Annotated in this window: 29 protein-coding genes; 17 read left to right on the forward strand and 12 right to left on the reverse strand. The window is 74.2% G+C overall.

What is annotated here, in order from left to right:
• Positions 1-108 precede the first annotated feature (108 nt).
• Positions 109-1,026 carry an ABC transporter ATP-binding protein gene (locus tag NBH00_RS20760; protein ID WP_254570484.1) on the forward strand — a complete coding sequence of 306 codons (918 nt, stop codon included), beginning with the start codon at positions 109-111 and terminating at the stop codon, positions 1,024-1,026.
• A complete protein-coding gene (locus NBH00_RS20765) occupies positions 1,023-1,862 on the forward strand; it encodes a DUF2705 family protein (protein WP_254570485.1) in 840 nt (279 codons plus the stop codon). Before NBH00_RS20760 ends, NBH00_RS20765 begins: the two co-directional genes overlap by 4 nt.
• A 21-nt stretch (positions 1,863-1,883) precedes the next feature.
• Here the strand turns inward: NBH00_RS20765 and NBH00_RS20770 are convergent, their stop codons facing one another.
• Positions 1,884-2,753 (reverse strand): IS982 family transposase, encoded by an 870-nt coding sequence (locus tag NBH00_RS20770; RefSeq protein WP_254569017.1) that lies wholly within the window; start codon positions 2,751-2,753, stop codon positions 1,884-1,886.
• Between the two features lie 114 nt (positions 2,754-2,867).
• On the opposite strand from NBH00_RS20770, the gene NBH00_RS20775 reads away from it, so the two are divergent.
• The gene (locus tag NBH00_RS20775) at positions 2,868-3,698 is read left to right on the forward strand and encodes a hypothetical protein (protein ID WP_254570486.1); all 831 of its coding nucleotides are present in this window, start codon (positions 2,868-2,870) and stop codon (positions 3,696-3,698) included.
• A 24-nt stretch (positions 3,699-3,722) separates the two neighbouring features.
• Here the strand turns inward: NBH00_RS20775 and NBH00_RS20780 are convergent, their stop codons facing one another.
• The 4 genes from NBH00_RS20780 to NBH00_RS20795 form a co-directional block, all read right to left on the reverse strand.
• Positions 3,723-4,517 (reverse strand): hypothetical protein, encoded by a 795-nt coding sequence (locus tag NBH00_RS20780; RefSeq protein WP_254570487.1) that lies wholly within the window; start codon positions 4,515-4,517, stop codon positions 3,723-3,725.
• Positions 4,518-4,655: 138 nt separating this feature from the next.
• A complete protein-coding gene (locus NBH00_RS20785) occupies positions 4,656-5,264 on the reverse strand; it encodes a suppressor of fused domain protein (RefSeq protein WP_254570488.1) in 609 nt (202 codons plus the stop codon).
• Between the two features lie 176 nt (positions 5,265-5,440).
• Entirely contained in the window at positions 5,441-6,166 is a 726-nt protein-coding gene (locus NBH00_RS20790; protein WP_254570489.1) for an alpha/beta hydrolase, read from the reverse strand.
• Positions 6,163-7,083 carry a DUF892 family protein gene (locus NBH00_RS20795; protein ID WP_254570490.1) on the reverse strand — a complete coding sequence of 307 codons (921 nt, stop codon included), beginning with the start codon at positions 7,081-7,083 and terminating at the stop codon, positions 6,163-6,165. The genes NBH00_RS20790 and NBH00_RS20795 overlap by 4 nt, the downstream gene beginning before the upstream one ends.
• Positions 7,084-7,204: 121 nt before the next feature.
• On the opposite strand from NBH00_RS20795, the gene NBH00_RS20800 reads away from it, so the two are divergent.
• Positions 7,205-8,437 carry a low temperature requirement protein A gene (locus tag NBH00_RS20800; protein ID WP_254570491.1) on the forward strand — a complete coding sequence of 411 codons (1,233 nt, stop codon included), beginning with the start codon at positions 7,205-7,207 and terminating at the stop codon, positions 8,435-8,437.
• A 60-nt stretch (positions 8,438-8,497) separates the two neighbouring features.
• Complete coding sequence (locus NBH00_RS20805; protein ID WP_254570492.1) at positions 8,498-8,917, forward strand: GFA family protein; 420 nt, start codon at positions 8,498-8,500, stop codon at positions 8,915-8,917.
• 13 nt (positions 8,918-8,930) lie between these two features.
• Here NBH00_RS20805 and NBH00_RS20810 read toward each other — a convergent pair whose 3' ends face one another.
• The 3 genes from NBH00_RS20810 to NBH00_RS20820 form a co-directional block, all read right to left on the reverse strand.
• On the reverse strand, positions 8,931-9,320 hold the full coding sequence (locus tag NBH00_RS20810) for a DUF4267 domain-containing protein (protein WP_254570493.1): 390 nt from the start codon (positions 9,318-9,320) through the stop codon (positions 8,931-8,933).
• Between the two features lie 38 nt (positions 9,321-9,358).
• Positions 9,359-9,835: an SRPBCC family protein gene (locus NBH00_RS20815; RefSeq protein ID WP_254570494.1), complete on the reverse strand. Its 477-nt coding sequence runs from the start codon at positions 9,833-9,835 to the stop codon at positions 9,359-9,361.
• An 84-nt stretch (positions 9,836-9,919) separates the two neighbouring features.
• Positions 9,920-10,906 carry a flippase-like domain-containing protein gene (locus NBH00_RS20820; RefSeq protein WP_254570495.1) on the reverse strand — a complete coding sequence of 329 codons (987 nt, stop codon included), beginning with the start codon at positions 10,904-10,906 and terminating at the stop codon, positions 9,920-9,922.
• Positions 10,907-11,056: 150 nt separating this feature from the next.
• Between NBH00_RS20820 and NBH00_RS20825 the strand changes: the two genes are divergently transcribed.
• Positions 11,057-11,992: an acyl-CoA desaturase gene (locus NBH00_RS20825; RefSeq protein WP_254570496.1), complete on the forward strand. Its 936-nt coding sequence runs from the start codon at positions 11,057-11,059 to the stop codon at positions 11,990-11,992.
• 54 nt (positions 11,993-12,046) lie between these two features.
• On the opposite strand, the gene NBH00_RS20830 is transcribed toward NBH00_RS20825, so the two are convergent.
• A complete protein-coding gene (locus tag NBH00_RS20830) occupies positions 12,047-12,265 on the reverse strand; it encodes a hypothetical protein (protein ID WP_254570497.1) in 219 nt (72 codons plus the stop codon).
• A gap of 266 nt (positions 12,266-12,531) precedes the next feature.
• On the opposite strand from NBH00_RS20830, the gene NBH00_RS20835 reads away from it, so the two are divergent.
• The 6 genes from NBH00_RS20835 (at position 12,532) to NBH00_RS20860 (ending at position 16,694) form a co-directional block, all read left to right on the forward strand.
• Positions 12,532-12,903, forward strand: a complete 372-nt coding sequence (locus tag NBH00_RS20835) for a cupin domain-containing protein (RefSeq protein WP_254570498.1) — start codon at positions 12,532-12,534, stop codon at positions 12,901-12,903.
• A gap of 223 nt (positions 12,904-13,126) precedes the next feature.
• Entirely contained in the window at positions 13,127-13,489 is a 363-nt protein-coding gene (locus NBH00_RS20840; protein WP_254570499.1) for a Na-translocating system protein MpsC family protein, read from the forward strand.
• Complete coding sequence (locus tag NBH00_RS20845; RefSeq protein WP_254570500.1) at positions 13,486-13,845, forward strand: STAS domain-containing protein; 360 nt, start codon at positions 13,486-13,488, stop codon at positions 13,843-13,845. The genes NBH00_RS20840 and NBH00_RS20845 overlap by 4 nt, the downstream gene beginning before the upstream one ends.
• Before the next feature lie 141 nt (positions 13,846-13,986).
• Positions 13,987-14,904, forward strand: coding sequence for a DUF7064 domain-containing protein (locus tag NBH00_RS20850; protein ID WP_254570501.1), 918 nt, complete (start codon positions 13,987-13,989; stop codon positions 14,902-14,904).
• Positions 14,901-15,980: a phosphotransferase gene (locus tag NBH00_RS20855; protein WP_254570502.1), complete on the forward strand. Its 1,080-nt coding sequence runs from the start codon at positions 14,901-14,903 to the stop codon at positions 15,978-15,980. The genes NBH00_RS20850 and NBH00_RS20855 overlap by 4 nt, the downstream gene beginning before the upstream one ends.
• 111 nt (positions 15,981-16,091) lie before the next feature.
• On the forward strand, positions 16,092-16,694 hold the full coding sequence (locus tag NBH00_RS20860; RefSeq protein WP_367401269.1) for a dihydrofolate reductase family protein: 603 nt from the start codon (positions 16,092-16,094) through the stop codon (positions 16,692-16,694).
• Between the two features lie 33 nt (positions 16,695-16,727).
• Here NBH00_RS20860 and NBH00_RS20865 read toward each other — a convergent pair whose 3' ends face one another.
• Positions 16,728-17,912 carry a zinc-dependent alcohol dehydrogenase gene (locus NBH00_RS20865; RefSeq protein WP_254570504.1) on the reverse strand — a complete coding sequence of 395 codons (1,185 nt, stop codon included), beginning with the start codon at positions 17,910-17,912 and terminating at the stop codon, positions 16,728-16,730.
• A gap of 141 nt (positions 17,913-18,053) precedes the next feature.
• Here NBH00_RS20865 and NBH00_RS20870 point away from each other — a divergent pair, with 141 nt between their 5' ends.
• Genes NBH00_RS20870 through NBH00_RS20880 form a run of 3 tightly spaced genes read left to right on the forward strand, consistent with a single transcriptional unit; the run spans position 18,054 to position 20,663 of the window.
• A complete protein-coding gene (locus NBH00_RS20870; protein ID WP_254570505.1) occupies positions 18,054-19,154 on the forward strand; it encodes an SDR family NAD(P)-dependent oxidoreductase in 1,101 nt (366 codons plus the stop codon).
• Between the two features lie 50 nt (positions 19,155-19,204).
• Positions 19,205-19,615 carry an SPW repeat domain-containing protein gene (locus tag NBH00_RS20875; protein ID WP_254570506.1) on the forward strand — a complete coding sequence of 137 codons (411 nt, stop codon included), beginning with the start codon at positions 19,205-19,207 and terminating at the stop codon, positions 19,613-19,615.
• 31 nt (positions 19,616-19,646) lie between these two features.
• Positions 19,647-20,663, forward strand: coding sequence for an NAD-dependent epimerase/dehydratase family protein (locus tag NBH00_RS20880; RefSeq protein ID WP_254570507.1), 1,017 nt, complete (start codon positions 19,647-19,649; stop codon positions 20,661-20,663).
• 37 nt (positions 20,664-20,700) lie between these two features.
• Here the strand turns inward: NBH00_RS20880 and NBH00_RS20885 are convergent, their stop codons facing one another.
• On the reverse strand, positions 20,701-21,924 hold the full coding sequence (locus NBH00_RS20885) for a PP2C family protein-serine/threonine phosphatase (protein ID WP_254570508.1): 1,224 nt from the start codon (positions 21,922-21,924) through the stop codon (positions 20,701-20,703).
• Between the two features lie 74 nt (positions 21,925-21,998).
• Between NBH00_RS20885 and NBH00_RS20890 the strand changes: the two genes are divergently transcribed.
• Both NBH00_RS20890 and NBH00_RS20895 read left to right on the forward strand, forming a co-directional pair.
• Positions 21,999-22,601, forward strand: a complete 603-nt coding sequence (locus tag NBH00_RS20890; RefSeq protein ID WP_254570509.1) for a TetR/AcrR family transcriptional regulator — start codon at positions 21,999-22,001, stop codon at positions 22,599-22,601.
• A 40-nt stretch (positions 22,602-22,641) separates the two neighbouring features.
• Positions 22,642-25,218, forward strand: coding sequence for an MMPL family transporter (locus NBH00_RS20895; RefSeq protein WP_254570510.1), 2,577 nt, complete (start codon positions 22,642-22,644; stop codon positions 25,216-25,218).
• A 13-nt stretch (positions 25,219-25,231) separates the two neighbouring features.
• Here NBH00_RS20895 and NBH00_RS20900 read toward each other — a convergent pair whose 3' ends face one another.
• The gene (locus NBH00_RS20900; protein ID WP_254570511.1) at positions 25,232-25,861 is read right to left on the reverse strand and encodes a TetR/AcrR family transcriptional regulator; all 630 of its coding nucleotides are present in this window, start codon (positions 25,859-25,861) and stop codon (positions 25,232-25,234) included.
• Between the last annotated feature and the right edge of the window lie 29 nt (positions 25,862-25,890).

A 25,890-nucleotide genomic window follows, 5' to 3' on the forward strand; every position in this document is an offset into this window, starting at 1 on the left:
CGGGGCCCCGGAGCGGCGCGCGCCCGTCTCATTTTCGTCTCAGCGACGCGACATAGCGTCCGCGGCGCCCATGCACCGATCCTCCCTCCCGCTCCCGCTCCCCGTCCCGTGACCGGCGTCCTCGCGGTCGACGCCGTCGGCGTCACCAAGACCTACGGCGACCTCGTCGCCGTCGACGGCATCAGCCTCCAGGTCGCGCAGGGCGAGGTCTACGGCGTCCTCGGCCCGAACGGCGCCGGCAAGACGACGTTCCTGCGCATGCTCTTCGGCCTCATCCGCCCCGACGCGGGGACGATCCGGCTCTTCGGGCGGACCCGCGAGGAGTCCGGGACCCGGGCGCTCGACGGCGTCTCCGGCTTCATCGAGAGCCCGAAGTTCTATCCGTACCTCTCGGGCCGGAAGAACCTCGCCGGCCTCGCGCGCCTCGACGGCGGCGCGGCCCCCGGGCGCCTGGAGGAGGTCCTGGGGATCGTCGACCTCGCCGACCGGGCCGGGGACAAGGTCGGCGGCTACTCGTTCGGGATGCGCCAGCGGCTCGGGGTCGCCGCGGCGCTCCTGCGCGACCCGCAGCTCCTCGTCCTCGACGAGCCGGCCAACGGCCTGGACCCCGCCGGGATCCGCGACATGCGGGCGCTCGTCAAGCGCCTCGCCGCGAGCGGCCTGACCGTCCTGCTCAGCTCACACGACATGACCGAGGTCGAGGAGATCTGCGACAACGTCACGATCATGCGCACCGGGTCCGTCGTCTACCACGGCGGCATCGGCGAGCTGCGCGAGCAGGCCCCGGCGCAGGGGCACCGCGTGAGCACGGCCGACGACGGCCGGGCCCTCGAGCTCGCCGCGCGCCGGCCGCGCCTGGAGGTGGCCGCGCACCCCGACGGCGGCCTCGTCGCCCGCGGCGACCAGGCGGACGTGGACGCGTACGTCACCGAGCTCGTCACCGCGGGCGTCACGATCCGCGGCCTCGAGCTCACCGAGGCGCCGCTGGAGTCGCTCTTCTTCATGCTCACGGAGGCGACGGGATGAGCGCCGTTCCGGATCGGCGCCACCCGAGCCTGCTCGACGCGATCGGCTGGGAGGTGACGAAGCTCGCCGCCCAGCTCAGGGCGCGGCTGACGCTGCTGATCTGCGCGGTGGCGCCGGTGCTCGTCGTCGTCGTCATCAAGGGCCAGCAGCGCCCGCCGAAGGACTCGCTCTACGGCCGCTACATCCACCACAGCGGGTTCGCGGTGCCCCTGCTCATGCTCGGGTTCGCGGGACAGTGGGTGCTGCCGCTGCTCACCGCGATCGTCGCCGGCGACATCTTCGCGAGCGAGGATGCGCACGGCACGTGGAAGACCGTCCTCACGCGGTCGGCGAGCCGCGCGCAGCTCTTCTGGGCCAAGACGATCACGGCGCTCGCCTTCGCCGTGACCGTGCTCCTCGTCCTCGCCGCGAGCACGATCCTCGCGAGCGTCCTCCTCGTCGGCCACCAGGACCTCACCGGACTGACCGGCCAGGTCATCCCGTCGGGGACGGCGGCGCGGCTCGTCGTCGAGAGCTGGGCCACGGCCGTCGCCCCGCTGCTCGGCTTCACCTGCCTCGCGATCCTCCTGTCGGTGCGGACGCGCAACCCCGCGTTCGGCATCGCCGCGCCCGTCGTCCTCGGCATGGTCATGCAGCTCGCCGGCTCGCTCGGCGGCGTGGAGGCGGTGCGGCCGTTCCTGCTCACCACCCCGTTCGAGTCCTGGCACGGCCTCCTCGCCGCGCCGCACTTCACCTCACCGCTCGTGTCCGGGCTCGTCACGTCCGCCGGCTGGTGCGTCGTCACGCTCGCCGCGGCGTTCGTCCTGCTCACGCGCCGCGACATCACCGAGGGCTAGATGGTTCGTTCCACGGATCGGTCAGGCGTAGTAGGCAGTGAGGTTGCGTGGTGGGCGGCCGAGGCGTTCGTTGAGAGCGATCGCGGCGGTGAGAGCGAGGAACTTGGCGGCCAGGCGGGTGCGGAGCGTGTGGAGCTCGCGGGCGCGGTGGTCCTCGAGGTTGAGCATGTCTTTGCATGTCCAGAAGATCGATTCCACGCATTGCCGGATCGGGGCCAGGTGCGGCTCTTTGCCGGCCTCGTCCTTGCGTCGGGGGCGGACGATCGTGGCGCCGAGCGCGGAGGCTTGGGCGTGGAAGTCGCGGCCGGAGTAGCCCTTGTCGCCGATGACGGTGACCGGGCCGTTGCGGTGGCAGCGGGCGAGCATGTCCAGCGCGACGTCTCGTTCGCCCGTTTTCGGGGAGGTCAGGGCAAGGGCGCGTGGAGTGCCGTCGGTCGCGAACAGGCCGTGCAGGCGGAAGCCCCAGAAGAAGCGGGAATGGCTGGCGCAGTAGCCGTACTCCGCGGCGTTGCCCAGGGCGCTGCGGCGCGTCGTTTCGACCGAGCGACCGCATTCGACCGGTGTGCTGTCGACCACGAGCAGGTCGTCGTCAAAGCCGTTGGTGTGGCGGGCGAACTCGAGGATCAGCGCTTCGATTTTGTCCGACAGGCGCTGGCGGCGTTTGACGAAACCCGGGCGCTTGGGCAGTCGCGGGAACAGGTGCCCCAAGCGATGCGGTGCCATCGCCCAGAACTGCTCGTCAGAGCTGATCCGCAGTACCTGCTGAGCCACGCTCAACGTGACGACCTCCGCGTCGGTCAAGATCCGTTTGGCGTTCTTGCCCTTCGCAGGCAGGAGATCGTCGCAGGTGCAGTAAACAGCGATCAGCAGCAGGTCGAGGTCGGCGTCCATCGAGGCCCCCAGGGTCGGCGTTGGCGAGATAGCACCGCCGACTTCGACCTGCCTGCTTATGTCACCTGCCTACCCGACTCCTCCGCCCCCGCCGTGGAACGAACCATCTAGACCATGACCCCCATCTCCCTCCGTTCCCGCCTGTCCCGGGCGATCGTCGCCGCCGCGGCCGGCGCCACCGCACTCGGCCTCACCGCCTGCGGCGGCTCCGACGTCACGGAGGCGCGCCTCGAGCGAAGCCTCCCGCAGGTCTTCACCGGCCAGTACCTGCAGCAGGCCGCGCTCCTCGGCCACACCGGCCTCACCGCCGCCTCGCTGCAGGCGAAGGCCTCGTGCGACAAGGGCGGCCCGAAGGTCGCCGACAAGGGCCCCGGCGCCGACTGGATCTGCGTCATGACGTGGAAGGACCCGAACATCGACCCGACGCTCCTGCCGGGCAAGTTCGAGCTCAACGTCCACAGCAACGACTGCTACACGGCGGGCGGCCCGTCCAAGCTCATCGGCCTCATCACGATCACCGACACGCACGGCAACGACGTCGACAACCCCGTCTTCGAGTTCGACGGCTGCTTCGACCCCAAGAGCAGCAACGCGCCGACCGGCGTGACGATCGCGACCAGCTCCAGCACGCCCCCGACCCCCACGCCGACCCCCGCGGCACTGACGCTCCCGGCCGGGACCGTCGTCCGCGACGCCATCGGCCGCATCGGCGTGACGCTCGTCTGCTCGACGGGCGACGGCGGCTGCGCCGGCACCCTCACCGCCACCCGCGCGGGCCGCGTCCTCGGGACGACGACCTACGCCGTCGCCGCGGGCCGGAACGCCGCCGTGCACGTCCGGCTCGCCGGGGGCCGTCCCGTCGCCGGCGGGGCGCTCACCCTCACGGCCAGGCCGGTCATCGGCGCCGCCCCGCCGGCGCCGTCACGCGTCACCCTCAAGGGGTGACGAACCGCCCCGAGGACGGCCGGGTCACCCCACGTGTTCGGCGGCCGCCTCGTCGAGCGCCGTCCGCCGGATGACGAAGAACATGACGATGATCCAGATGAAGAAGACGAGGAAGGCGAGCCAGTAGACGAGGATGCCCTGCCACGAGAGCGGACCGGTCTTGAAGAACGGGATCGCGAGCGCCGGGACGAAGAGGATCGCCACCCAGATGTTGAAGTAGCCGAACCACCGCGGGTAGACCTGCACCGGCGGGTCGCTGCGCAGCGTCGCGAGCCCGATGACGAGCGCCTGCGCCGAGAAGGCGGGGACGGTGATGAAGAGCGTGACCCAGCCGAGGTCGTGGAGCGCCTGCGTGATCTCCGGCGACCGGCCCGGGCGGAAGCTCGCGACGAGCAGGATGATCATCGAGAGCAGCAGGAAGACGTAGCCGCCCGTCCCCGTGACGGCCTGCACGCAGGCGAGCACCGGGCGCCGCGGCTGCATCCGCGCGAGCTGGACCGCGATGACCGCCGTCAGCGACGCCCACGGGACCCAGCCCATGAACCCGATGACGACGCCGGCGCGGACGCGGTCGGCGTGGTCGCGGTAGAAGTTCGCGACGTGCTGGGCCGAGTCGTTCGCGTGGATCGGCGGCGGCAGGAAGCCGGCGAGCAGCAGGAAACCGCCGAGGACGACGACGATGAGCCCGAGGCCCGACCACGCGCAGGCGACCTGGGTGCGGGTCGAGAGGCCGTTGCTGGCGAAGCGGCTGCCGAACACCTCGCTCGCGAGGCCGGTTCCGGGCTCGGCGGGTGGGGCGACGGGACGGACTGCGGACATGGAGGGTCTCCTGGGCACGGGAACGGGCGCCCGCGACCCGGTCGACCCTCCACGCCGCGGATGCGGGCAGCCTACCCGACGAGGACCCTCGCCTTCACGTTCGGGTCGGCGCGATCCCGCGGCGCACCGGCCCGGCGGTCACGCCGGACGGCTCGCTCGCCGCGGGTCGGTGCGGAGCAGCGGGTCACGGGCCGCGAGCGCCGCGAGCACCTCGAGCGTCCCCGCCCGCTGCATGAGGCGGTATTCGACGTCGGTCACCCCGACCGCCTGGAGGAAGCGGTACTCGCCGAAGGGCAGGGTGAGCGGCGCGACGAGCGGGTCCTCGCGGATCCCGACGGCGCACAGCGCCGACGTCCCGCCGTCGATCGGGGCGCCGGGCGCGAGGCGCGCGCCGGGGTGGAACGGGCGGCCGACGGCGCCGCAGACCCGGGCGGTCCCGACGAGCAGGTCGAACGCCCACGGCGGCGGCGCGTCGGTCGCGGGGATCAGCAGCGTGAGCTCGTGCCCGAAGCCGCTGCGGCCGGCCTGCGTGCCCGGGGCCTTGGCCACGAGGTCGGTGAGCCCGAAGGTGACGAGGTGCCAGTGGTCCTCGCCGCGGTGGGCGGTGACGTCGGTCACCGCCGCACCGACCGCCGGTGGCCGCGCGCCCGGCGCGACGACGCGGCGCACGGCCTGCGCCGGGTCGTACACGGCGGCGAAGGCCGCCTCGATGCTGTCCTGCCCGGGAGCCGGGCCCGCGGCGGTCACGGAGTGAGCGTAGACCTCCGGAGGCGGGCGGTGCGTGCGCCCCGGGCCGTGCGAGGCGCCTAGATGCGGCCGCGGCGGCCGTAGCCGATGCCGCCGGTGAGGAGGAGGACCAGCAGGACGATGAGGAGGATGGTGAGCATGAGGCGCTCGCTTTCGCGTCGATGACAGTGCGGTGATCATGCCCGCAGACGGCCGTGTTCATGCACCGGGGCCGGCGACGGGGTCGAGCCGGACGACGGAGCGGACCGAGCCGACCCGTCACCGAGCAGCGTCGCCACCGCGAAGTCGGCGGCCGCCCCGTCGAAGCGGCGGTGGTGACGCAGCATGGCGTGCCTGCCGCCGGGAACCGTCACGTACTGCACGTCGGTGATCCGCTCGAGGGTGCGGGCGAGCTGCGCCGACCGGGCCGGGCTCGCGACGCGGTCCTCGTCCCCGTGCACGATGAGGAGCCGGCGCCCCGCGATCCCCCGCGCCACGTCCCCGGGGTACACGTACGGCGCGAGGGCGACCGCACTGCGCACCGCAGGGTGCCCGGCCGCGAGCAGCGCCGCCCGGCCGCCGAGCGAGTGCCCGACGAGGCACGCCGGCACCTCGCCCTCGAGCCGTGCGGCGACCTCGCCGAGCGCCCAGGTGGCGTCGGCGACCGGTGTGTGGCCGGTGTCCCATCCACGCCGGGAGTTGAGCAGGCGGAAGACCGCGAGCTCGCCGCGCCCCGCCCGCGCGATGCGCCGCGCGACCGGGATCATCCGCAGCACGGACAGCTGGGTCGGCGAGACCATCGCGTCGTCGCGGCGGCTCGCGCCCCCGTGGAGGACGACGACCGCCCCGCGCGGCCGCACGGGCACGCGGACGTCGATGAGCCGCGGCTCGAGCGGGCCGGACGGGGCGGCGGCGCCGGTCACCGGCGGGCGCCTGCGGCGATCTCCCGCTGCTCGGTGATCGCCGTCAGGACCTGCTCGCGGGCGGCGTTCGCGCGCTCGTAGGCCTCGACGGCCTCGAGCCGGTCGGGCGCGAGGTGGTCGAGCAGCTCGGTGATCTCCAGCGGGGTCATGTCGTCGTACTCGGCGATCGGCGACTCGGGCTCCGAGGTGGCCGCCGGGGCCTTCGGACGGGGCGCGGCCGCCTCGGCGGCGGCGGGCTTGGCGGGAGCGGGCTTGGCGGGAGCGGGCTTGGCGGGAGCGGGCTTGGCGGGAGCCGGCCGCGCGGGAGCCTCCGCGCCCTGGCGCAGGGCGGCCTGGACGCCCGTGACGAGCGTGCGCCCGGCGTCGACGAGACCGGAGGCGGACACGGGCAGCCGGCGCGTCGCGCGGCCGGCCTCGAGGTCGCGGCGCGCGACCTCCGGCATCGTCTCGCGGAGCTGCTCGAGGAACGCCTGCTCCTGCGCGCGGTGCTCGCGGGCGAGATCGGCGGACGCCGTGTCCCCGACCCGCGTGGCGACCTCCTCGAGCGTGTCGTACAGCGCGATCTCGAGCGCCTCCGACGCGGTCTCGTCCTGCAGGTTGCGCAGCGCGACGCGCTCACCGCCGGCCCCGCGCAGCGCGTCGAGCGGGCCCTTGGCGAGCGTGAAGCCCACCGCCGCCGCCGTCTTCGCGACGCCGACCGCGGCCTGGAGCGCGCTCGGCGGCCCCTGCAGCTCGGCGATCCGCTCGAGCAGCCGCCGCTCCTGCGCGATCGTCACCGACAGGTGCTCCTCCAGGAGCTCGCGATGGCGGTCGCGGGGCGAGAGCGCGATGTGCGCGATGAGCGTGCGCCGCAGCGTCCCCTCCAGCACGAGGGCGTCCTGCAGGTAGTGGATGGTCTTCGTCTCGGATGAACTCACGTCCCTTCGCGTGCCCGGCGCCCGCGCGCCCCACCCGCGAGGTGGCGTTGCGACCACCGACCGGGCGCGTGCGCCGCCTCCCGGGCGTTTGCCGGTCCGCGCCCCGGGCAATGTTCGAACTGTGACTCTCCATCCCCGCGAGGCGAGTCGCGACCGCCGGTACACGCGCTCCCAGAACGAGGACGAGGAGCAGCGCGCGACGGCGCTCGAGCTCTTCTACGACCTCGTGTTCGTCCTCGCGATCACCCAGATCTCGCACCACCTCATCGCCAACCTGACGGTCCAGGGCGCCGCCGAGTCGCTGCTCCTGCTGCTCGTCGTCTGGTGGTCGTGGAACTACACGGTCTGGGTGACGAACGAGCTCGACCCCGAGTCGCCGGCCGTGCGGGGCCTGATGATCGCCCTGATGCTCGCCGGCCTGCTCATGGCCGTCGCGATCCCCGAGGCGTTCGGCGCCCGCGCCGGGCTCTTCGTCGCCGCCTACCTGAGCATCCAGATCGGGCGCCACGCCTTCCTGACCTTCGCCGCGGCGCCCGCCGGCTCGCCCGAGCGCGAACGGGCGGCGCGCATCCTCGCCTGGTTCTGCGTGGCCGGCTGCTTCTGGGTGGCCGGCGCGATCGCGGACGGCCCGGTGCGGACCGGCCTGTGGGTCACCGCGCTCCTCATCGACTACGTGGCGCCCGCGACGTCCTTCTGGATCCCGGGCCGGCGGCAGATCGGCAACGGCGCCTGGGAGGTCGAGACGGCGCACTTCAGCGAGCGCTTCGCCCTCTTCATCATCATCGCGCTCGGTGAGTCGATCGTCGTCACCGGCGCGACGACCGCGCAGCTGACGCTCACCCCGGTCCGGCTCCTCGCGTTCGCGGGCGCGTTCCTCTCCACCGCCGCGCTGTGGTGGATGTACTTCGCCCGGCTGGCCGAGCTCGCGCACAACGAGCTCGCGCAGGCCGACGACCGCACGTCGATGGCCCGCGACGCCTACACCTACCTCCACGCCCTGCTCGTCGTCGGCGTCATCGTCAGCGCGGTCGGCGACGAGCTCGTCATCGCCCACCCGGGCGGGGCGATGACGACCCCGCAGATCGCGACGGTCGTCGCCGGCCCCGCGATCTACCTCGCCGCCCACACCCTCTTCCGCCGGCGGCTGACGGGGACCGCCAACCTCCGCCGGCTCGCGGGTGCCGCGGCGTGCGTCGCCGTCGGCCTGGTCGCCGGCGGCCTGCCGGCGCTCGCGCTGAGCCTCGCCGTGCTCCTCATCCTCTGGGGCGTCGTCGTCGCCGACTACCTCGTCTCCGGGCGCCACGTCGACCACGCCGCCGGCGAGACCCCGCCCGGCTGGTCCGCTCCGGCCTGACGGCCGCGGCCGCAGGCGGGCCCTGGCACCGACTTGACACGGTGTGGAAAGATCGACCGCATGGGAACCATCGAGGGTGGGTGCCTCTGCGGCGCCGTGACGTACAGCAGCCCGGCCGAGCCGGTCATGACCGCGATCTGCCACTGCAAGGACTGCCAGAAGCAGTCCGGCTCGGCCTTCTCGCTCGTGGTCGTCGCGCCGAAGGACGGCTTCGAGGTCAGCGGCGAGCCGTCGACGTTCGAGACCGTCGGCGAGGAGACCGGCGCGCCGAACGTCCGCCACTTCTGCTCCAACTGCGGCTCGCCGCTGTGGAGCGACTCGCCGCTGATGCCGGGCATGGTCATCGTCAAGGCGGGCACGCTGAACGACACCAGCGGGCTGCAGCCGGCGCTCGAGGTCTGGGGCCGCTCGGCCCACGACTGGGTCGGCGAGGCACCCGAGGGCCGCGTGCGCGTCCCCACGGGTCCGCCCGCCGGGTAGGCGCGCGGCGCGCTCAGCGCCGCAGCAGCCGCACCCGTAGCCAGATCGCGTGCATCCCCGCGTTGAAGACGATGCCCGCCGCGGTGAACATGCCGAAGGGCCGGCCGTGGCGGATCTCCTGGCCGACGACCATCGTGTCGAAGACCTCGCACCCCTGGTTCAGCCAGATCGCGTCGTTCTGCCGGACCGGGTCGCGCGCGAGCAGCGCGTGGACGCCGATGGCGATGTCGCGGCTGCCGAGGAAGGCGTTCCACGCCCGCGCGTCGGGATCGTCGGCGTCCAGCCGGAAGAACCGCGGCCACAGCCGCGGACGGAAGAGGGCGATGACGCCGTAGGCGATCCGGACGACTCCGACGAACTGGATGTAGCGGGTGACCCTGGCATCGGCGTCGACTCGGGACATGGCTGACCTTTCGGTGGTGGTGGCGGTGGGGGGCGGGCTCACGCCGGGAAGTGCCGCCGGGTCTGCGCGAACAGGCGCCTGAACAGCAGCGCGTTCACGGGGCCGCCGGCGCGGCCGAGCGTCGTCGGCTCCAGACCGACCGACCAGGTGAGCGTGCACCGGTCGGCGCCGTCCGGCTCGACGACGAAGTCCTCCGCGAGGCGGCGGAAGACGGGCACGTTCGCCGAGGTGACCTCGAAGGCCTGGCGGCGCCCCTCCTCCCAGATGAAGAAGCGCTCCTGCACCTTGAGCGCACCGAGGACCTTCGCCTGACGCGTGGTCCCGACGCCGAACGGCCGCGGGGAGGTCCAGTCGAGCGACAGCTCCCGGCACCAGGCCAGCGGCGCGTCGGAGACGAGCTCGGCCCACACCTCCGCGGCGGGCCGCGCGATGTCGAACACCTCGCGGTACGTCACCGGGGCCGACGTGAAGATGCTCTCGTCGGTCGGCCCGCCCGTACTCCTCGTCCTCGGCACGGCGCGAAGCTATCCGAGCGACACCCCCCGCACCGCCGTCTCTCACCCCGACGGGGAGCCACGATCCCTCGACGGGAGCGGGTGTCAGGTCCGTTCCCGCTGTCCGGGACGCCGGGCGCGGCGGTGGGCCCAGAGCCGATCGCCGCCGGCCCACGCGGCGAAGCACGCTCCGCCGACGGTGCCGGTCGCGGTGAGCAGGACGCCGGCGGCCGCGCTCGCGGCGACACCCTGACGGCCCAGGATGAGCACGGCCGCGGCGGCACTGGCCCCCGGCCCGATCGGGAGCTGGGCGAGCGTGACGACCGCGATCAGCACGGCCACGGCGTCGAAGAGCGACGCGTCGACGCCGACGGCGTGCAGCAGGATCCAGCCGCGGACGGTCTGCGCGAGGATCGCGACGAGGACGAACGCGATCAGCCGGCTGCCGTGGCTGAGGCTCCGCGCGACCGCGAGCCCGCGCCAGAGCTCGCGGCCCTTGCCGACGGCGAGGTGGCGCAGGCCGGCGCTCGCGGAGCCGATGCCGGCGATCGCGACGACCGGCAGCCACCAGGGCAGCCCCAGCGGGCCGACGAGCGTGAACGAGAACACGGCGGCCATGAGTGCCTCAACGGCGAGGATCGGCAGCTCGGCGGCGATGAGCGTGGGGACCTGCGGGCAGACCGCCGGGGAGGAGCGGCGCAGGGCGGCGATACGGGCGGCGACGCCCAGCTGGCTGTTCAGCAGCCCGCCGAGGACCTGCATGCTGGACGCCCGGTACAGGATCCGGCGCTCGACGCGCCCGCCGGCGGCCTGGATGGAGAGGTGCCATGCCTCGCTGCGCGCGAGGAGCGCGACGACCTGCATCAGGGTGGTCGCCAGGAGCACCCACACCGAGGCGCCGGCGACCGCGGCGGCGAACTCGTGGCGGCGGCCGGCGATCACCCACCCCAGGGCGGCCGCGGTCCCGGCGGTGCCGGCGACGACGAGCGGCACCTGCCGCCGGCGCGCGAAGGACCGGGCGACGGCGACGGGCGAGGGCCGACCGCCGAGCGGGGCGACACGCGGCGTGTACTGCAGCGGTTCGGGGCTCACGCGGACCCCCATTTCTGGCCGCGTCCCCGCCGGTCCGACGAGAGCCGCTTCCGATAGGTGCTTCCAGCCTAGCCGCCGGCCTCCGGGCGCCGCCCGTCACTCTCATCCTCGCTTCAGGTCCCCGCCCTACCCTGGAGACGTGACCCCCTTATGATCCCCGCCCCTGCGACCCGCCCGCCACCGTCGGTGCCGGTCGCGAACGAGCTGTCCGAGCGGGTGGTCAGGGTCCTCGTGCTGGGGCTGCCGCCGCTGGCCCTCGGCGTCGCCGGCTTCCTGGCGTGGGGCGGCGCGCTGCACTGGCAGGACCTCGTGGTGCTGGCGATCACGTACGTCCTGACCGGGCTCGGCATCACCGTCGGGTTCCACCGCCTCTTCACCCACCGGAGCTTCAAGACCCCCCGTGCGCTCCGTGTCGCCTTTGCGATCCTCGGATCCATGGCGGTCGAGGGCCCGGTGATCGAGTGGGTCGCCACGCACCGCAAGCACCACCAGTTCTCCGACCACGAGGGCGACCCCCACAGCCCCCACCTGCACGACGCCCCCGGGTGGCGCGGCGTGCTCGGCGGCCTCGTGCATGCGCACGTCGGCTGGATGTTCCGGGGCAAGGACCAGGCGAACCCCGCGCACTACGCCAAGGACCTGCAGGCCCAGGCCGACCTGCGCTTCGTCAGCCGCACCTTCCCGCTCTGGGTCCTCGCCGGCCTCGCGCTGCCGTTCGGCCTCGGGGCCGCCCTGACGGGCACGCTCACCGGCGGGCTCACCGGCCTGCTCTGGGGCGGCGGCGTCCGGATCCTCGTGCTCCATCACGCGACGTTCAGCATCAACTCCCTCTGCCACACCTTCGGGCGCCGCCCGTTCGCCACCGGTGATGAGTCGCGCAACCTCGCGTGGCTCGCCCCGCTCTCCTTCGGCGAGGCCTGGCACAACAACCACCACGCCTTCCCGACCTCCGCGCGTCACGGCCTCCGGCGCGGGCAGATCGACCCCGGCGACTGGCTCATCACCGCCCTCGAGCGGACCGGCCTCGCGTGGGACGTCATCCGCATCACCCCCGAGCGCCAGCGTGCGCGCGGCCTCGCCCGCTGACGACCGGCACGGGCGTCTCCCGGCGGAGGACGGCGCGCCGCGCCGAGGCCCGGCTCAGCGCCGGCCCGTGAGGCGGAACGAGCGCGCGTGCGGGTCCGCCCGGAACGAGCGCAGCCGCGAGCGGGGCTCGTCGCTGCGGAAGGTGAGATCCGGCTGCAGCGCCCGGGCCGCGTGGCGCACCGCCATGGCGTGTGCGACCGCGCCGGGGTCGACGGCGTACATGCCGTCCTCGACGAGCCGGCGAAGGGTGTGGGTGCGGCCGCGTGCCGTCATGCCGATCGTGTCGGCACCGGCCGGCGGCGGCCTGAGCGCCGGGGGCCCCGGTCGACGGATGGCGGGCCGATGCGACGGAGGTCCGACCCGATCGACGGGTGGGGGCCCGCTTGCGGGCAGGGGTAGAGTGCGGAGCACGCGAGCGGAGGCGGTCCCGCCTGAACGGCGTGGCTGCGGACGGTCGCGGGTCCTTCACCGGGTACTCCCCGCCTGACCTCCGCCGCTGGAGGGCCCTTTCCCGGACGAGGTCGGCAGAGAGGCCCGCGATGAAGAGCTGGCGGATCAACGACATGGAGCTGCTCCCGCAGGTCCCGCAGGTGCTCAGCTCCGCAGACGAGGGGCGCGCGATCGCCCTGGCGCTGAGGGCCGGGGAGAGCCTCGACGAGCACCAGGTCCACGAACGGGCCTGGATCGTCGTCCTCGACGGCGAGGTGAGCGTCACCGCGCCCGACGGCTCGGTCACGACCGGCGGCGCCGGGCTGCTCGTCGAGCAGGACCCGGGCGAGCGGCACTCGGTGCAGGCGATCGCCGACACGCGGATCCTGCTCCTGCTCACGCCGTGGCCCGGGACCGGCCACCCCCGGGCGCTGTCGCAGCAGGAGGCGCCGAGCCCGCCGGTGCCGCAGTCCGCGACGTAGCCCCGGCACCGGAGGGCCGGTCCCCCCACCGCCCCCGGGCCGGCCTCGGCCGCAATCGGCCCGGGACCTGGGCAGAGGGAGTATCGTCAGTGGCACGTGACCGGAGGCGACTGCGTCTGGACGGCGTGGTTGCGGACGTTCACGGGTCCTCCGGCGGGCATTGCCCGCCTGACCTCCGCTGCTGGAGGGCCCATTTCTCAGGAGGTTGGCAGAGAGGCCAGTCATGGCCGACGACGAAGCCAGCACCGCTCGCGACTCGATGACGAGCGCGATCTCGAACCACGTGGTCCAGCTCACCCGCGAGTACACCGGCCGCGGACCGACGAAGGCCCGGACCTACCTCAACCAGGACCTCGTGACCGTCGTCATGCAGGACGCCCTGACCCGGGCCGAGCACCACCTCATCGACGACGACGGCGAAGCGCTCGTGCTCCGCACCCGGCGGGCCTACCAGGACACGATGCGCGCCCGCCTCATCGAGGGGATCGAGCAGCTGACGTCCCGGCGGGTCCTCGCGTTCCTCAGCGCAAACAGCATCGCCCCGGACTACTCGATCGAGAGCTTCATCCTCGAGGGCGCGCCATGATCCCGGCCCCGTTCACCATCACCGTCACCCAGCAGGGCGGCGTGAGCGTCCTGCACGTCGCCGGGGAGCTCGACCTCTCCACCGTCCCCGAGCTCAGGTCCGCGTTCGCGGCCGTCGACGACCCCGTGCTCTTCGACCTCCGCGACTGCACGTTCATGGACTGCACCGGCGCCGCGGCCGTGCTCGGGTGCCGGTGGCGGCACCCGATCGCGATCGTCACCCGCCCGGGCAGCGAGCCACGCAAGGTCCTGGACGTCATCGCGCCGCCGCACCTGCGCGGATACGACACGGCGGCGGACGGCCTCGCGGCGCTCGGCGAGCGGCGCCTGACCGAGGAGCCGCTCAGCTCCGCGTGAGGCGCAGCGAGCCGGTCGCGGCCGATTTCGATCGGATTACGGCGCGCGACCTACGGTCCGCGCAGCGCGGTCGCCCCCTCCCCCGGCCCGGCGGTCGGGAGGGGTCGCGGCCGCGGTCCGCTCCCCGAAATGAGGTCCCGCATGCCGGTCACCGTTCTCGACCCGACCTTCGACGCCCGCCACGAGCTGTCCCCCGACCGCCCGCACATGCGCGAGTCCCTCGTGTGGTGCCTGGCGGCCCCGGAGCAGGGCATCGCCGCGTTCGTCTACACCTGGGTCGACGCGCACGGCAAGGCGGGCGCCGCCGGCGTGGCGTTCGGCGATGGCATCGGCGCCCCGGTCTTCGAGCTGCAGGACGGGCTCGACACCCCGGCGGGCATGGGCTTCGACGACTGGCGCGCCGGCCCGGTGCACACCCGTCACCGTGAGCCGCTCCAGAGCTGCGACGTCGCCTACCGCAGCGACGACCTGACGATCGAGCTGACGTGGGAGGCCCTCCACGCGCCGTACGCGTACAACGCGGCGTCGCCGGGCTTCCCGCGGTTCTACGCGGACGAGCGCTTCGAGCAGACCGGGCGCGCCCGGGGCACGCTGACGGCGAACGGGACGACGCACGAGATCGACGCCTTCTGCCATCGCGACCACTCGTGGGGCGCCCGCGTGTGGGGCCTCGTCGAGCACTACAAGTGGCTGAACTTCATGTCCGAGGACGCGGTCGTCCACCTCATGGACCTCCACGCCTACGGACGCTCGTGGCTGCGCGGCTACGTCCTGCGCGACGGGGCGATGGCCGAGATCACGTCGGTGGACTGGGACTACGAGCTCGACGAGGACTTCTACCACCGCGGCATGGAGGCCACCGTCCACGACGACGCCGGCCGCGCCACCCGGGTCCGGCTGCTCGACACGCCGGCCGAGCTCGAGTACCCGATCAACCCGCGCCTGACCCTCATCGACCTCATCGGCCACGCCGAGATCGACGGCACGCCGGCGTCGAGCTACGCGGAGATGTCGTGGCCGCCCGAGTATCTGCAGCTCGGCAAGGAGACACGGCTGTGAGCGCCGCGGTCGTCCGGTGGGACGAGATCGACGCCGCCTGGCTCACCGACGTGCTGTCCGCCTCGGGCCGGCTCACGTCCGGCCGGGTGACCGCCGTCGAGCGTGAGCCCTGCGGCACCGGCCAGCTCGCGGACTCCTACCGCTTCACGCTCACCTACGACGTGCCGGACGGCGGCCCGCCGTCCGTCGTCGGCAAGTTCGCCTCCGACGACGAGGCGAGCCGCGAGTTCGGGCGGCAGTCGGGCTACTACCGCAACGAGATCCGCTTCTACCAGGACCTCGCGCCGACGCTGTCGATCGTCATCCCGTCGCCGTTGCACGCGGCGCTCGCCGAGAACCAGACGGACTTCGTCCTGCTCATGGAGGACCTCACCCCGGCGCGTGTCGTCGACCAGCTCGAGGGCTGCACGCCCGACGAGGCCGCGCTCGTGATGGAGCAGGCGGCCGCGCTCCACGCCGGCTCCTGGCGGCGGCCGGAGCTCGCGGGGACCGACTGGCTCCAGGGCACGGGCGCGTCGTTCTCGCACGTCACCGACAACTTCCCCCAGACGCTCGCGGACTTCCCGACGATCGCGGGGGACCTCGTGCCCGACGCCGACCTCGCGGAGGCCGCGAAGCTCGGCGATCACCTCGACGCCTGGAAGCGCGCCTTCACCGAGCCCCAGTGCCTGTGGCACAGCGACCTGCGCGCGGACAACCTGCTCTTCGACCCGAAGGGCGGGACGATGCCCATCGCCGTCCTCGACTGGCAGGGCGTCGGGTACGGCCGCGGGACGATCGACGTCGCCTACTTCCTCGGCACGAGCCTCACGACCGAGGACCGCCGCGCCCACGAGCGTGCCCTCGTCGCCCACTACCGCGAGGCCCTGACCGCGGCGGGCGTCGAGCAGTACGACTGCGAGACCTGCTGGGAGGACTACCGGCTGCTCGCGATCCACGGCCTCCAGGTCGGCATCTTCGGGCTCGGCGCCGTGAAGCGCAGCGAGCGCGGCGACGAGCTCTGGCGGACGTGGATCGAGCGCACCGCGACCCAGACCCGGGACCTCGACAGCTTCGCGGCCCTCGCGGCGACGTAGCGGGACGCCGGGCGCGGCCGCGCCGCCGGGTCGCGCGCCCGGGGCCGGCCGCGCGTAGGGTGGGCGGGAGATGACCGATGAGTTCCCGCCCCCCGCGGCGTCACAGCGGCCATGACCCCGACCACGTGTCACATGTCCATCTCGCTGGACGGCTTCGTCGCCGGCCCCGGCCAGGATCGCGAGAACCCGCTCGGCGTCGGCGGCCGCGACGTCCACCTGTGGCACCTCGGCGAGATCACCGACCCGGCGGACGTCACGGCCCGCGACTGGCTCATGCGCCCCCGCGGCGCGTACGTCATGGGCCGCAACATGTTCGGCCCGGTCCGCGGCGCGTGGGACGAGGACTGGCGCGGCTGGTGGGGCGACGAGCCCCCGTACCACGCGCCGGTCTACGTCCTCACCCACCACGCCCGCGACCCGATCGAGCTCGAGGGCGGCACGAGCTTCCACTTCGTCACCGACGGCTTCTACGCCGCCTTCGCGCAGGCCACCGCCGCCGCGGACGGCCGCGGCGTCGACATCGCCGGCGGCGCCTCGACCGTGCGTCAGGCGCTGGCCGCGGGCGTCGTCGACGAGCTCGTCCTCGACATCGCCCCGGTGCTGCTCGGAGCGGGCGAGCGCCTCTTCGACGACGTGGGCGACCTGCGGCTCACGCCGGTCGAGACCCTGCACTCGCAGCACGCGACGCACATCCGGTACCGCATCGAGCACTGAGCGCGACGCGGTACCGGGGGGCGTCGGCGGGCCTCAGGGCTTGAGGATGACCTTGAAGGCGCCGTCCTGCTTCTTCTGGAACGTCTCGTAGGCCTGCGGCGCGTCGGCGAGCGGGACGTGGTGCGTGGCGAAGTCGTCGACGCCGAGCGGATCGTCGTCGCCGGTGAGGAGCGGCATGAGCGTGTCGGTCCAGCGGCGGACGTTCGCCTGCCCCATGCGGATGGTGAGCTGCTTGTCGAACATCTGCAGCAGCGGCATCGGGCTCGCCGCGCCGCCGTAGACGCCGGAGATCGACACCGTCCCGCCACGCTGCACGAGCTCCATCGCCATGTGCAGCGCGGTGAGCCGGTCGATGCCCGCGGTCTCCATCACCTTCTGCGCGATCGCGTCGGGGAGCATCCCCGCCATGAGGTGGGCGAAGCGGCCGATCGGCGCGCCGTGGGCCTCCATGCCGACGGCGTCGAGCACCGCGATCGGGCCGCGCCCGTCGGTGAGCCCGCGCACCGCCTCGGGAAGATCGTCGATCTCCTCGAGGTTCAGGGCCGTCACGCCGTGGGCCGCGGCCCGCGCGAGCCGGTCGGGGACGAGGTCGATGCCGATGACCTGGCCGGCGCCGCGATGCTGCGCGACCCGGGCGGCCATCTCGCCGATCGGCCCGAGACCGAGGATCGCGATCGTCCCGCCCTCCGGGACGTCCGCGTACTCCACGCCCTGCCACGCCGTCGGGAGCACGTCCGAGAGATAGAGGAAGCGGTCGTCCGCCGGCCCGTCCGGCACCTTCATCGCGCCGTAGTCCGCGTGCGGCACGCGGAGGTACTCGGCCTGCCCGCCCGCCACCTGGCCGTAGAGCTTCGTGTAGCCGAGGAACGCGGCGCCGGTGCCGTACTCGTGGACCTGGGTCGTCTCGCACTGCGACTGCAGGTCGTTGCCGCACATGTGGCAGTGCCCGCACGAGATGTTGAACGGGATCACCACGCGGTCGCCGGGCTTGAGGTTCGTGACCTCGGCGCCGACGGCCTCGACGACGCCCATGGGCTCGTGGCCGAGGATGTCCCCCGCGTCGAGGAACGGGCCGAGGACCTCGTAGAGGTGCAGGTCCGACCCGCAGATCCCGGACGAGGTCACCCGGATGATCGCATCCGTGGGGTGCTCGATCGTCGGATCGGGGACGTTGTCGACGCGAACGTCGTGGTTGCCGTGCCAGGTGACTGCCTTCATACGCAAGACCGCTTTCGGGTGGGGTTTCCGCGCGGCTACCCGGGCAGCCCGACGTGAACCGCACGGTCGTATCGCGCCGCGCCGGGGGGGGCGAGCGCGCCCGGTCTGCGTCAGCGGCGACGGGCCGGGCAGGCGGGCGGCATGCCCACCACCAGCACCGCCCCGCGCCTGGCCGGGAAGCGGATCCTGCTCACCGGCGCGAGCTCCGGCGTCGGCCTGAGCGCCGTCGGGCTCTTCGCCGCCGAAGGGGCCCGCCTCGTGCTCGTCGCCCGTCGTGACGACGCGCTGCGGGCGTCCGTCCGCCGACAGGGCATCGACGCGGAGGTCATCCCCGCCGACCTCGCCGACCGCGAGCAGGCGCAGGCCGCGGTCGCGCGGGCGGTCGAGGTTCTCGGGGGCCTCGACGTCGTCGTCTCGAACGCCGGGGTCGCCGTCTTCGGCCACACGCTCGAGGTCCATCCCGACGACTTCGACCGCACGGTCGCGGTGACCTTCACCGGCGCCGTCGACGTCATCCGCGCCGCCCTACCCCACCTCCGGGAGAGCCGCGGCAGCATCGTGGCCACCGGCTCGCTGATGACCCGGGTGCCGCTGCCGACCTGGGGCTCGTACGCCGCCGCCAAGCACGCGCTGCGCGGCTTCCTGAACACGCTCGCGATCGAGGAGCGCGAGCAGCGCAGCGGCGTGACCGTCTCCATGGTCCACCCGGGCCCGATCGACACGCCCCTGTTCGCGCAGGCGTCGAGCGCGACCGGCGACAAGCCGCGCGTCCCGCCGGACGCGTACGCCGCCGACGTCGTCGCCCGCGCGCTCGTGGAGACCGCCGTCAGGCCGCGGCGCGAGACCGTGCTCGGCGGCGAGACCGTGGCCCTGGACGTCCTCTACGCGCACGCCCGGCCGCTCGCCGACGCGATCCTGCTCATGGTCGACCGCTGGTATCGCAGCGGTGAGGAGCAGGCATCGATCCCCGGGTCGCTGTGGTCGACCGACGCCCCGCCGGCGATCAGCGGCAGGATCCCCGCACGGCAGAGCCTGCTCGCGCCGCTGCAGCTCGGTGGCCGCCTCCGGCCCGACCCGCGCACGCCGCTGCGGCTCGCGGCGAACCTCGCGCGGGCCGGGGTCCGCGCGCTGCAGCTCGTGCCGGCGCTCCGCCGTCCCGCGCCCGAGCGCCGGCCGCCGGTGACCGCGCTGCGCGACCGGGCGCCGCGCCAGGGGCAGGACCCGGTGAACGTGCCGACCTGAGCGGGCGGCCCAGCGGTTGCCGCCGGCGGATTCGGGTACACGCTCCCCCTATGTTCCGCCAAGGCCCCCTGTCCGTCACCGCGCACTCCGTCGCCGAGCCGTTCCTCGTCGCGCTGCTCATCGCCGCCCCGTTCCTCTTCGGCTTCTCAAGCCAGGCGGCGCCGACCGCGGTGAGCCTCGTCGCCGGCGTCGCCATCCTCGTCGTCTCGATGAGCACGTGCTGGCGGCTCTCGCTCGTGAAGGTCGTCCCGCTCGTCGCCCACGCGATGCTCGACCTCGGCCTCGGCGCGCTGCTCGTCGCCTCCCCGTTCCTCTTCGGCTTCAAGGACGACAGCACCGCCGCGACCGTGTTCTTCATCCTGTTCGGTCTCGCCGAGATCCTCGCGACGCTCGCCACCCGCTGGACCGGCGCGGGCGCCCCCGACGGCGGGCCGCTGCGCCCGGCGCGACCGGGGGCCTGACCGTGCCGCCGTGCGCGGGGGGCCGCACCCGATGACGGCCGAGGCCCTGACGGTCGCGGTCACCGGTCCCACCGGCACGTTCGGGGCGGGACTGCTCCCGCTGCTCGAGGAGGACGAGCGCGTCGGCCGCGTCGTCGGCATCGCCCGGCGCCCGCTCGATCCCGCCGCGCGGCGCTGGTCGAAGCTCGACTACCGGCAGGGCGACGTGCGCGACCTCGATGCCCTGACGCGCGCGTTCGCAGGTGCCGACGTCGTCGTGCACCTCGCGTTCATGATCACGGGGGCCGCGGATCGCCGCACCACCCGCTCGATCAACGTGGACGGGACGCTGAACGCCTTCCGGGCCGCCGCCGACGCCGGCGTGTCGCGGTTCGTCTACGCCTCGAGCGTCGCGGCCTACGGCTTCCACGCGGACAACCCGGTGCCGATGGACGAGACCTGGCCGGTGCGCCCGGCCGCGCACCTGTTCTACGCCCAGGAGAAGGCGGAGCTCGAGACCCGCCTGCAGCAAGAGAGCGAGCGGCACCCGTCGGTGGACGTCTACCTCCTGCGGCCGCCCGTGGTCCTCGGGCCGAACGCGGCCGGCGCGAAGCTCCCGCCCGCCCTGGCGGCCCTCGGAGGACGGCTGATGCGCCTCGCCTCCCACGTCCCCGGCGGCGGCCTGCCGCTCCCCGTGCCCGCGCTGGAGCTGCAGGTCATCCACGAGGCCGACGTCGGCAGTGCGCTCATGCGGTGCATCACGGCCGCCGGCCCGCCGGGCGCCTACAACATCGCCGCCGACGAGACGATCACCGCCGCCGACGTCGCCGGCCACCTCGGCGTGCGCCCGGTGCGCGCGCCGACGGGCCTCATGGCCCTCGCCGGGCGCGGGATCGCCGCCGTGCCGCTCCCCGCGTTCCTGCCGTCCGTGACCGAGTGGGCCGAGGTGCTCAGCCATCCGTCGGTGATGGACACGGGGAAGGCCAGGCGCGAGCTCGGCTGGCGGCCGCGGTACAGCGCGGACGAGGCGCTCGCGGCGACCTTCGGGGCCCGCGCCGCGCCCGACTGACCGCTCCGGCCGGCCCCGCCCCGTCGGCGATCGGCGGTCAGCGATCCGCGCCCTCGGCGGCGTCGCGGGTCGCGGTCGGCCCGCCGTGCCAGTCCACGCACAGCACGGTGGCGTCGTCCCTGAGGTCGCCGCCGCACGCCGTGACGACGTGCTGCACGAGCTGCTGGACCGCCTCGCGCGGGTGCAGGTGGCGGCTGCCGGCGAGGATCGACGCCGCGTCGATCGACGCCGCGTTGCGTTCGAGCATGCCGTCGGTGAGGAAGACGAGCCGGTCCCCGGGCTCCAGACGCAGCTCCTGCACGACGTGCGCGCGCGCCGACGGCACGCCGAACGGCGGGTCGACGCTCAGCGGGACCGCGGTCGGCACGCCCCCGCGGATGAGGATCGGGGCGGGGTGACCCGCGTTGACGATGGCCAGAACGCCGGAGGCCAGGTCGACCCGGGCGACCTGCCCGGTGACGAAGGCCCCGTCGGCCGCGTACGCCGTCAGGGCCGCGTGGGCCCGGCGCGTCTGCTCCCCCAGGTCCACGCCGCGCCGGCGGGCGTTCCGCAGCGCTCCCACGAGCACCGTCGCCAGGAGCGCCGCGTTCAGCGTGTGCCCCATCGCGTCGGTCATCGACAGGTGCAGCGTGTCGCGCTCCACGCTGAAGTCGAAGGTGTCGCCCCCGACGTCCCCCGCCGGCTCGAGCCATCCGGCGAGCGTGAACTGGCCCCCCTCGCACGTGTACGCGCCGGGCAGCAGCCGGTGCTGGATCTCCGCCTCGAGCGACAGCGGCACCGAGCGCTGCCCCCACTCGAAGAGGTCCGTGAAGCGGCGGTTGGCGATGATCACGTAGGCCAGGGCGTGCGCGGCGGTGGCGACGCCCGCCAGCTCCTCCGCCCGCGGCACCCCGTCGACCGTCACCTCCAGCACGCCGACCGCCTCGCCGCGACTCGTCACCGGCGCGTAGAGACGGCTGACCCCGCGGTCGCGGACGACCTGCACCTCCTGCGCCAGCAGCGCGCTCCCGTGCGGGGTCCCCACGAGCGACACCGCGTCGCTGCGCTCGCGCCCCGCCCGGCCGGCGGCGTCGCGGCCGAGGTGGCTGAGCCGGATCAGCGACCGCCCGCTGTAGTCCGCGATGAGGAAGCTCACCTCGCGCGCACCCATCGTCTCCGCGAGCACCCGGCCGACGACCTCGGCGGCCGCCACCGGCGGCGCCGTCTCGACCGCATCGAGCAGAGCCCCGAGGTCGAGCGGCAGAGCAGGCGGCGGCGTCATCCACCCATCCTGACGTGCGGGGCGAGCGGCGCGCCGGCCGCGGCCACCCCCGGCCCCGCGCCTACCATGCGCGGATGCCCGCGCCTCGCGCACCCGGCCGGACCCGCACGCAGATCCTCGACGCCGCGATCGCGCTGGTCGCCGAGCGCGGTCACGCGGGGGTGACGATGCAGGGCGTCGCCGATGCCGCCGGCGTCGACAAGGCGCTGCTGCACTACTACTTCACCAACAAGGCGGGGCTGCTGGCCGCAACGGTCGATCAGCTCGGGCAGCGTCTGCTGACGGGCGTCGAGGCCGCGGTCGCCGGGCTCGACGATCCGTCGCTGGTCGTCGAGATCGGGTACGGCGCGCTCTGGGATCACGCGGTCGACGAGCCGGCGCTCCACGCCGCGTGGCTGAGCCTGTACGCCGCGTCGATCACGACCCCGGAGCTCGCGGAGGCGGTCGCCGCCGTGCGCGCCCGCTACCGGGCCATGGTCGCCACCCGTCTGGACGCGATGCTCGCGGCCGGGTGGCAGACGGTGCTCTCCCACGGCGCGACCGTGACGATGGTGGTGGCGACCATCGACGGGTTCACGCTCGCGCTGCTCGACGGCGGCAGGACGGCCGAGCTCGACGAGGCCATCGCGGCCATGCAGCGGATGATCGCCGCGCTCATCGTCAGACCGGCGCCGTAGCGCTCCGCTTGACATGGTGTCGAGCCTTCTTCACCATTTGGTGAATGAGGGCGGAGCGATAAGACGGGTCACCGGCTGGGCGCTGCGACGCCCCCGGCTCACGCTCGCCGTGTGGCTGCTCGTGACGGTGGCGCTGGCGGTCAACGGGACCCGGCTGGAGGGGCACATCGCGCCGACGTCGATCGAGGTCCCCGGCACGGCCTCCCAGCGCGCGCAGGACCTGGCCGATCGCGAGATCGGTTCCCGCGGCCAGGCCCCGATCCTGCTCCAGGGTCCGCAGGGAGCGGTCGAGGCGCAGGCCCGCGGCCTGGCGGCGGCGCTCCGGGGCGACCGGCGCAACACCGTGCTCACGTCCCTCGATCCGGGCGCGCCGCCGCAGCTGCGGCCGGCCGGCGGCGGGGCGGTCCTGCTCGTCGAGCGCCCGACCGACGAGTCGTTCGGCCCCGAGGTCGGCGACGCCGTGCGCCGCGTCGTCCGGGCCGAGGTCCACCCGCCCGTACGGGCGTCCGTCAGCGGGTTCTCGGTCATCGGCGGCGCGATCTCCGAGCGGTCGGTGTCCGACGCCCACTCGGCCGAGATCATCGCCGTGCCGATCCTGCTCGTGGTGCTGCTGCTCGTCTTCCGCTCGCCGCTGGCGGCGGGCATCCCGGCGCTGCTGGGCGGGGCGACCGTCGCCAGCGCGCTCGGCGTCGCCGACATCGTCGCGCAGCTCCGCGACGTCACCGACGTCGCGACGCCGCTGGCGTCGATGATGGGCCTCGCCCTCGGCGTGGACTACTCGCTGCTCATGGTGTCCCGCTTTCGCGAGGCCCGCAGACGCGGCCGGGACGTCGACGCCGCCGCCGCGCTCGCGGCGCGGACCTCCGGGCGCACCGTGGTCATCGCCGGGGCGACGATCCTCGCCACCATGGCCGTCGCGGTGGTGCTGGCCCCCGGCACGTTCCTGCAGTCCGCCGCGATCGGGGCGGCAGCGGCGGCGCTCGTGGCGATGGCGGCCGCCCTGACCGCGGTCCCGGCGACCCTCGTGCTCATCGGGCGGCATCTGGACCGCTGGCGGATCGGACCGGCAGCCCGCTCCGACGAGGCGGGATGGGGGCGCCTCGCCGGCCTCGTCCTGCGGCGCCCGGCGCTCGCCGCGCTTCCCGCGATCGCCGTGCTCGGCGCCCTGGCCGTGCCCGGCGTCGGGCTCGACGTGGGCCCGCCCGACGTGCGGGTCCTTCCCGCCGGCGCCCCGGCGCGCACCGCGACCGAACGTGTCGTCCGCGCCCTGGGACAGGGCTGGACCGCCCCGCTCCAGGCGTACGCCGTCGACCGCTCGGGCCGGCTGCGGACGCCCGCGGGGCAGACCGCGCTGTCCCGCCTGCGCGCCGCGCTCATCGCCGACCGCGACGCCGCCCTCGTCCTCGGACCGCGGATCGTCAGGCGGACCGCCGTGCTCACCGTCGTGCCGCGCAGCGGCCCGAACGATCCCGCCACCGCCCGGCTCTACGACCGCACCCGTGCCCGGATGCGGACGTTCGCCGCCGCGACCGGGAGCCGGACGGCGGTCGGCGGCGTCGCGGCGCAGCTCACCGACTACCGGCGCGCCTTCCAGGCGCGACTGCCGGTCCTCGTGCTCGCCCTCAGCGCCGTCGCGCTCATCGCCCTGGTCCTCGTGCTACGGGCGCTGCTGCTCCCGCTGATCGCCGTGCTGCTCAACGCCGCGGTCGTCGCCGCCTCGTTCGGCGTGCTCGCCCTGCTGTCCACCGGAAAGAGCCCGCTGCTCGGCGGCGCCGGATTCGCCGACGCCCTCTCGCTCCTGGCCCTCGTCGCGCTGGTGTTCGGCCTCAGCCTGGACTACCAGGTCTTCATCCTCACGCGCCTGCGCGAGGGCTGGGACAGCTCCGGCCGCGTCGACGTCGCCGTCCGCAGCGCGATCGTCCGCACGGGCCCGGTCGTCATGGGCGCCGCCGCGATCATGTCCGGCGTCTTCCTCGCGTTCATGACCGCCCCCCTGCAGACCATCCGGCAGACGGGCACCGGGCTCGTCGCGACGGTCCTGCTCGCGGCCTCCGCCGTCTGCCTCCTGGCCATTCCCGCCGCCCTCAGGATCGCCGGCCCCGCGGCCTTCTGGCTCCCCGACTGGCTCGACCGGATCCTTCCCCGCATCGACCTCGAAGGCGACCAGGACGACGCCGCCGGTGCCCCGGCCGCCCGGCCGGCGCACCCCTCGGCGACGCCGGGCCGGCCGCCGGTCATGACGTCCCCGCCCGAACTCGCGCTCGGTCTGCACCTCGACGGGCAGGTGCTCCGCGGCGCCCTCACGATCGAGGGCCCGCTCGTCGGCGACGGCGGCGTCGCCCGGACCGCCGTCCTCGCCTGCGCGACCGACGAGCTGATCGGCGCCTTCGCCGCCCTGCCCGGGACGCGCGCGTTCACCCGCACCGTCATCACCCACCACACCGCGCCGGCCCGCGCCGAGCGGACCCTCCAGCTCGCGGCCTGGTGCGAGAGCGACGACGGCGTGAGGCTCTCCGTCCGCGCCACCGTGCACGACGGCGCGCTCCCGGTCGCCGAGACCCACGCGACGCTCTTCCGCGTCGCCGTCCCGGCGTCCCGGATCGGCGCGGCCGGCTGACGCCGGCCCGGGCTCACGGGGCCAGCAGGCGGCTCCAGAGCTGGACCATCGCCTCGACCAGCTGCGGGCGCTCGGCGAGGCTGCCGGCGATCCCGGTCAGCGCCACGTAGTGGATCCGCTCGGTCGACCAGATCAGCGTCTCCGCGAGCGCGCCCGCGTCGCCCGCCCCCACCGCGTGCCCGGCGGCCCGGTCGCGCTCGATCCGCGCGCGGGTGTCGGCGATGAGCTTGTTCATCGCCCGGCCCCAGACCGCGCCGACCTCCGGATCCAGCCGCCAGGTCTCGACGACGGCGGAGATGATCGCCCGGTGCTCGGACCACAGCGCGACGCTCGCGCTGAAGTTCTGGCGCAGCTCGGCCTCCTCGACCGGACCGTGGCCGTCGAACCAGTCGCGCCAGATCTCGACGAGCTCCGAGCACGCGGTCTCGGCGAGGGCGGCGAGCACCGCGGACTTCCCCGCGAAGTAGAAGTACACGATGCCCCGCGACGTGCCCGCCGCCTCGGCGATATCGGTCACCGACAGCTCGTGCAGCTGCCGTTCGGCGAGCAGCCGCTCGGTGGCCGCCATGATCGCCCCGCGCGCCTCGCCGTCGGGGATCCGGGCCCGGCGCGGTGCGCGGGAGGCTGGGCGTGCCTTGCTCATTCCCGAGTGACCTTACCGCGACGCGACGT

This window comes from Paraconexibacter antarcticus (assembly GCF_024220175.1).
In the GTDB taxonomy this organism is placed as follows: Bacteria; Actinomycetota; Thermoleophilia; order Solirubrobacterales; family Solirubrobacteraceae; genus Paraconexibacter; species Paraconexibacter antarcticus.

Coding starts and splice junctions, on each gene's coding strand:
- NBH00_RS20835 (WP_254570498.1), top strand. CDS start 12,532: ATGAAGAGCTGGCGGATCAACGACATGGAGCTGCTCCCGCAGGTCCCG.
- NBH00_RS20850 (WP_254570501.1), top strand. CDS start 13,987: ATGCCGGTCACCGTTCTCGACCCGACCTTCGACGCCCGCCACGAGCTG.
- NBH00_RS20900 (WP_254570511.1), bottom strand. CDS start 25,861: ATGAGCAAGGCACGCCCAGCCTCCCGCGCACCGCGCCGGGCCCGGATC.
- NBH00_RS20845 (WP_254570500.1), top strand. CDS start 13,486: ATGATCCCGGCCCCGTTCACCATCACCGTCACCCAGCAGGGCGGCGTG.
- NBH00_RS20885 (WP_254570508.1), bottom strand. CDS start 21,924: ATGACGCCGCCGCCTGCTCTGCCGCTCGACCTCGGGGCTCTGCTCGAT.
- NBH00_RS20880 (WP_254570507.1), top strand. CDS start 19,647: ATGACGGCCGAGGCCCTGACGGTCGCGGTCACCGGTCCCACCGGCACG.
- NBH00_RS20830 (WP_254570497.1), bottom strand. CDS start 12,265: ATGACGGCACGCGGCCGCACCCACACCCTTCGCCGGCTCGTCGAGGAC.
- NBH00_RS20765 (WP_254570485.1), top strand. CDS start 1,023: ATGAGCGCCGTTCCGGATCGGCGCCACCCGAGCCTGCTCGACGCGATC.
- NBH00_RS20780 (WP_254570487.1), bottom strand. CDS start 4,517: ATGTCCGCAGTCCGTCCCGTCGCCCCACCCGCCGAGCCCGGAACCGGC.
- NBH00_RS20775 (WP_254570486.1), top strand. CDS start 2,868: ATGACCCCCATCTCCCTCCGTTCCCGCCTGTCCCGGGCGATCGTCGCC.
- NBH00_RS20810 (WP_254570493.1), bottom strand. CDS start 9,320: ATGTCCCGAGTCGACGCCGATGCCAGGGTCACCCGCTACATCCAGTTC.
- NBH00_RS20875 (WP_254570506.1), top strand. CDS start 19,205: ATGTTCCGCCAAGGCCCCCTGTCCGTCACCGCGCACTCCGTCGCCGAG.
- NBH00_RS20770 (WP_254569017.1), bottom strand. CDS start 2,753: ATGGACGCCGACCTCGACCTGCTGCTGATCGCTGTTTACTGCACCTGC.
- NBH00_RS20860 (WP_367401269.1), top strand. CDS start 16,092: ATGACCCCGACCACGTGTCACATGTCCATCTCGCTGGACGGCTTCGTC.
- NBH00_RS20865 (WP_254570504.1), bottom strand. CDS start 17,912: ATGAAGGCAGTCACCTGGCACGGCAACCACGACGTTCGCGTCGACAAC.
- NBH00_RS20805 (WP_254570492.1), top strand. CDS start 8,498: ATGGGAACCATCGAGGGTGGGTGCCTCTGCGGCGCCGTGACGTACAGC.
- NBH00_RS20870 (WP_254570505.1), top strand. CDS start 18,054: ATGCCCACCACCAGCACCGCCCCGCGCCTGGCCGGGAAGCGGATCCTG.
- NBH00_RS20890 (WP_254570509.1), top strand. CDS start 21,999: ATGCCCGCGCCTCGCGCACCCGGCCGGACCCGCACGCAGATCCTCGAC.
- NBH00_RS20840 (WP_254570499.1), top strand. CDS start 13,127: ATGGCCGACGACGAAGCCAGCACCGCTCGCGACTCGATGACGAGCGCG.
- NBH00_RS20825 (WP_254570496.1), top strand. CDS start 11,057: ATGATCCCCGCCCCTGCGACCCGCCCGCCACCGTCGGTGCCGGTCGCG.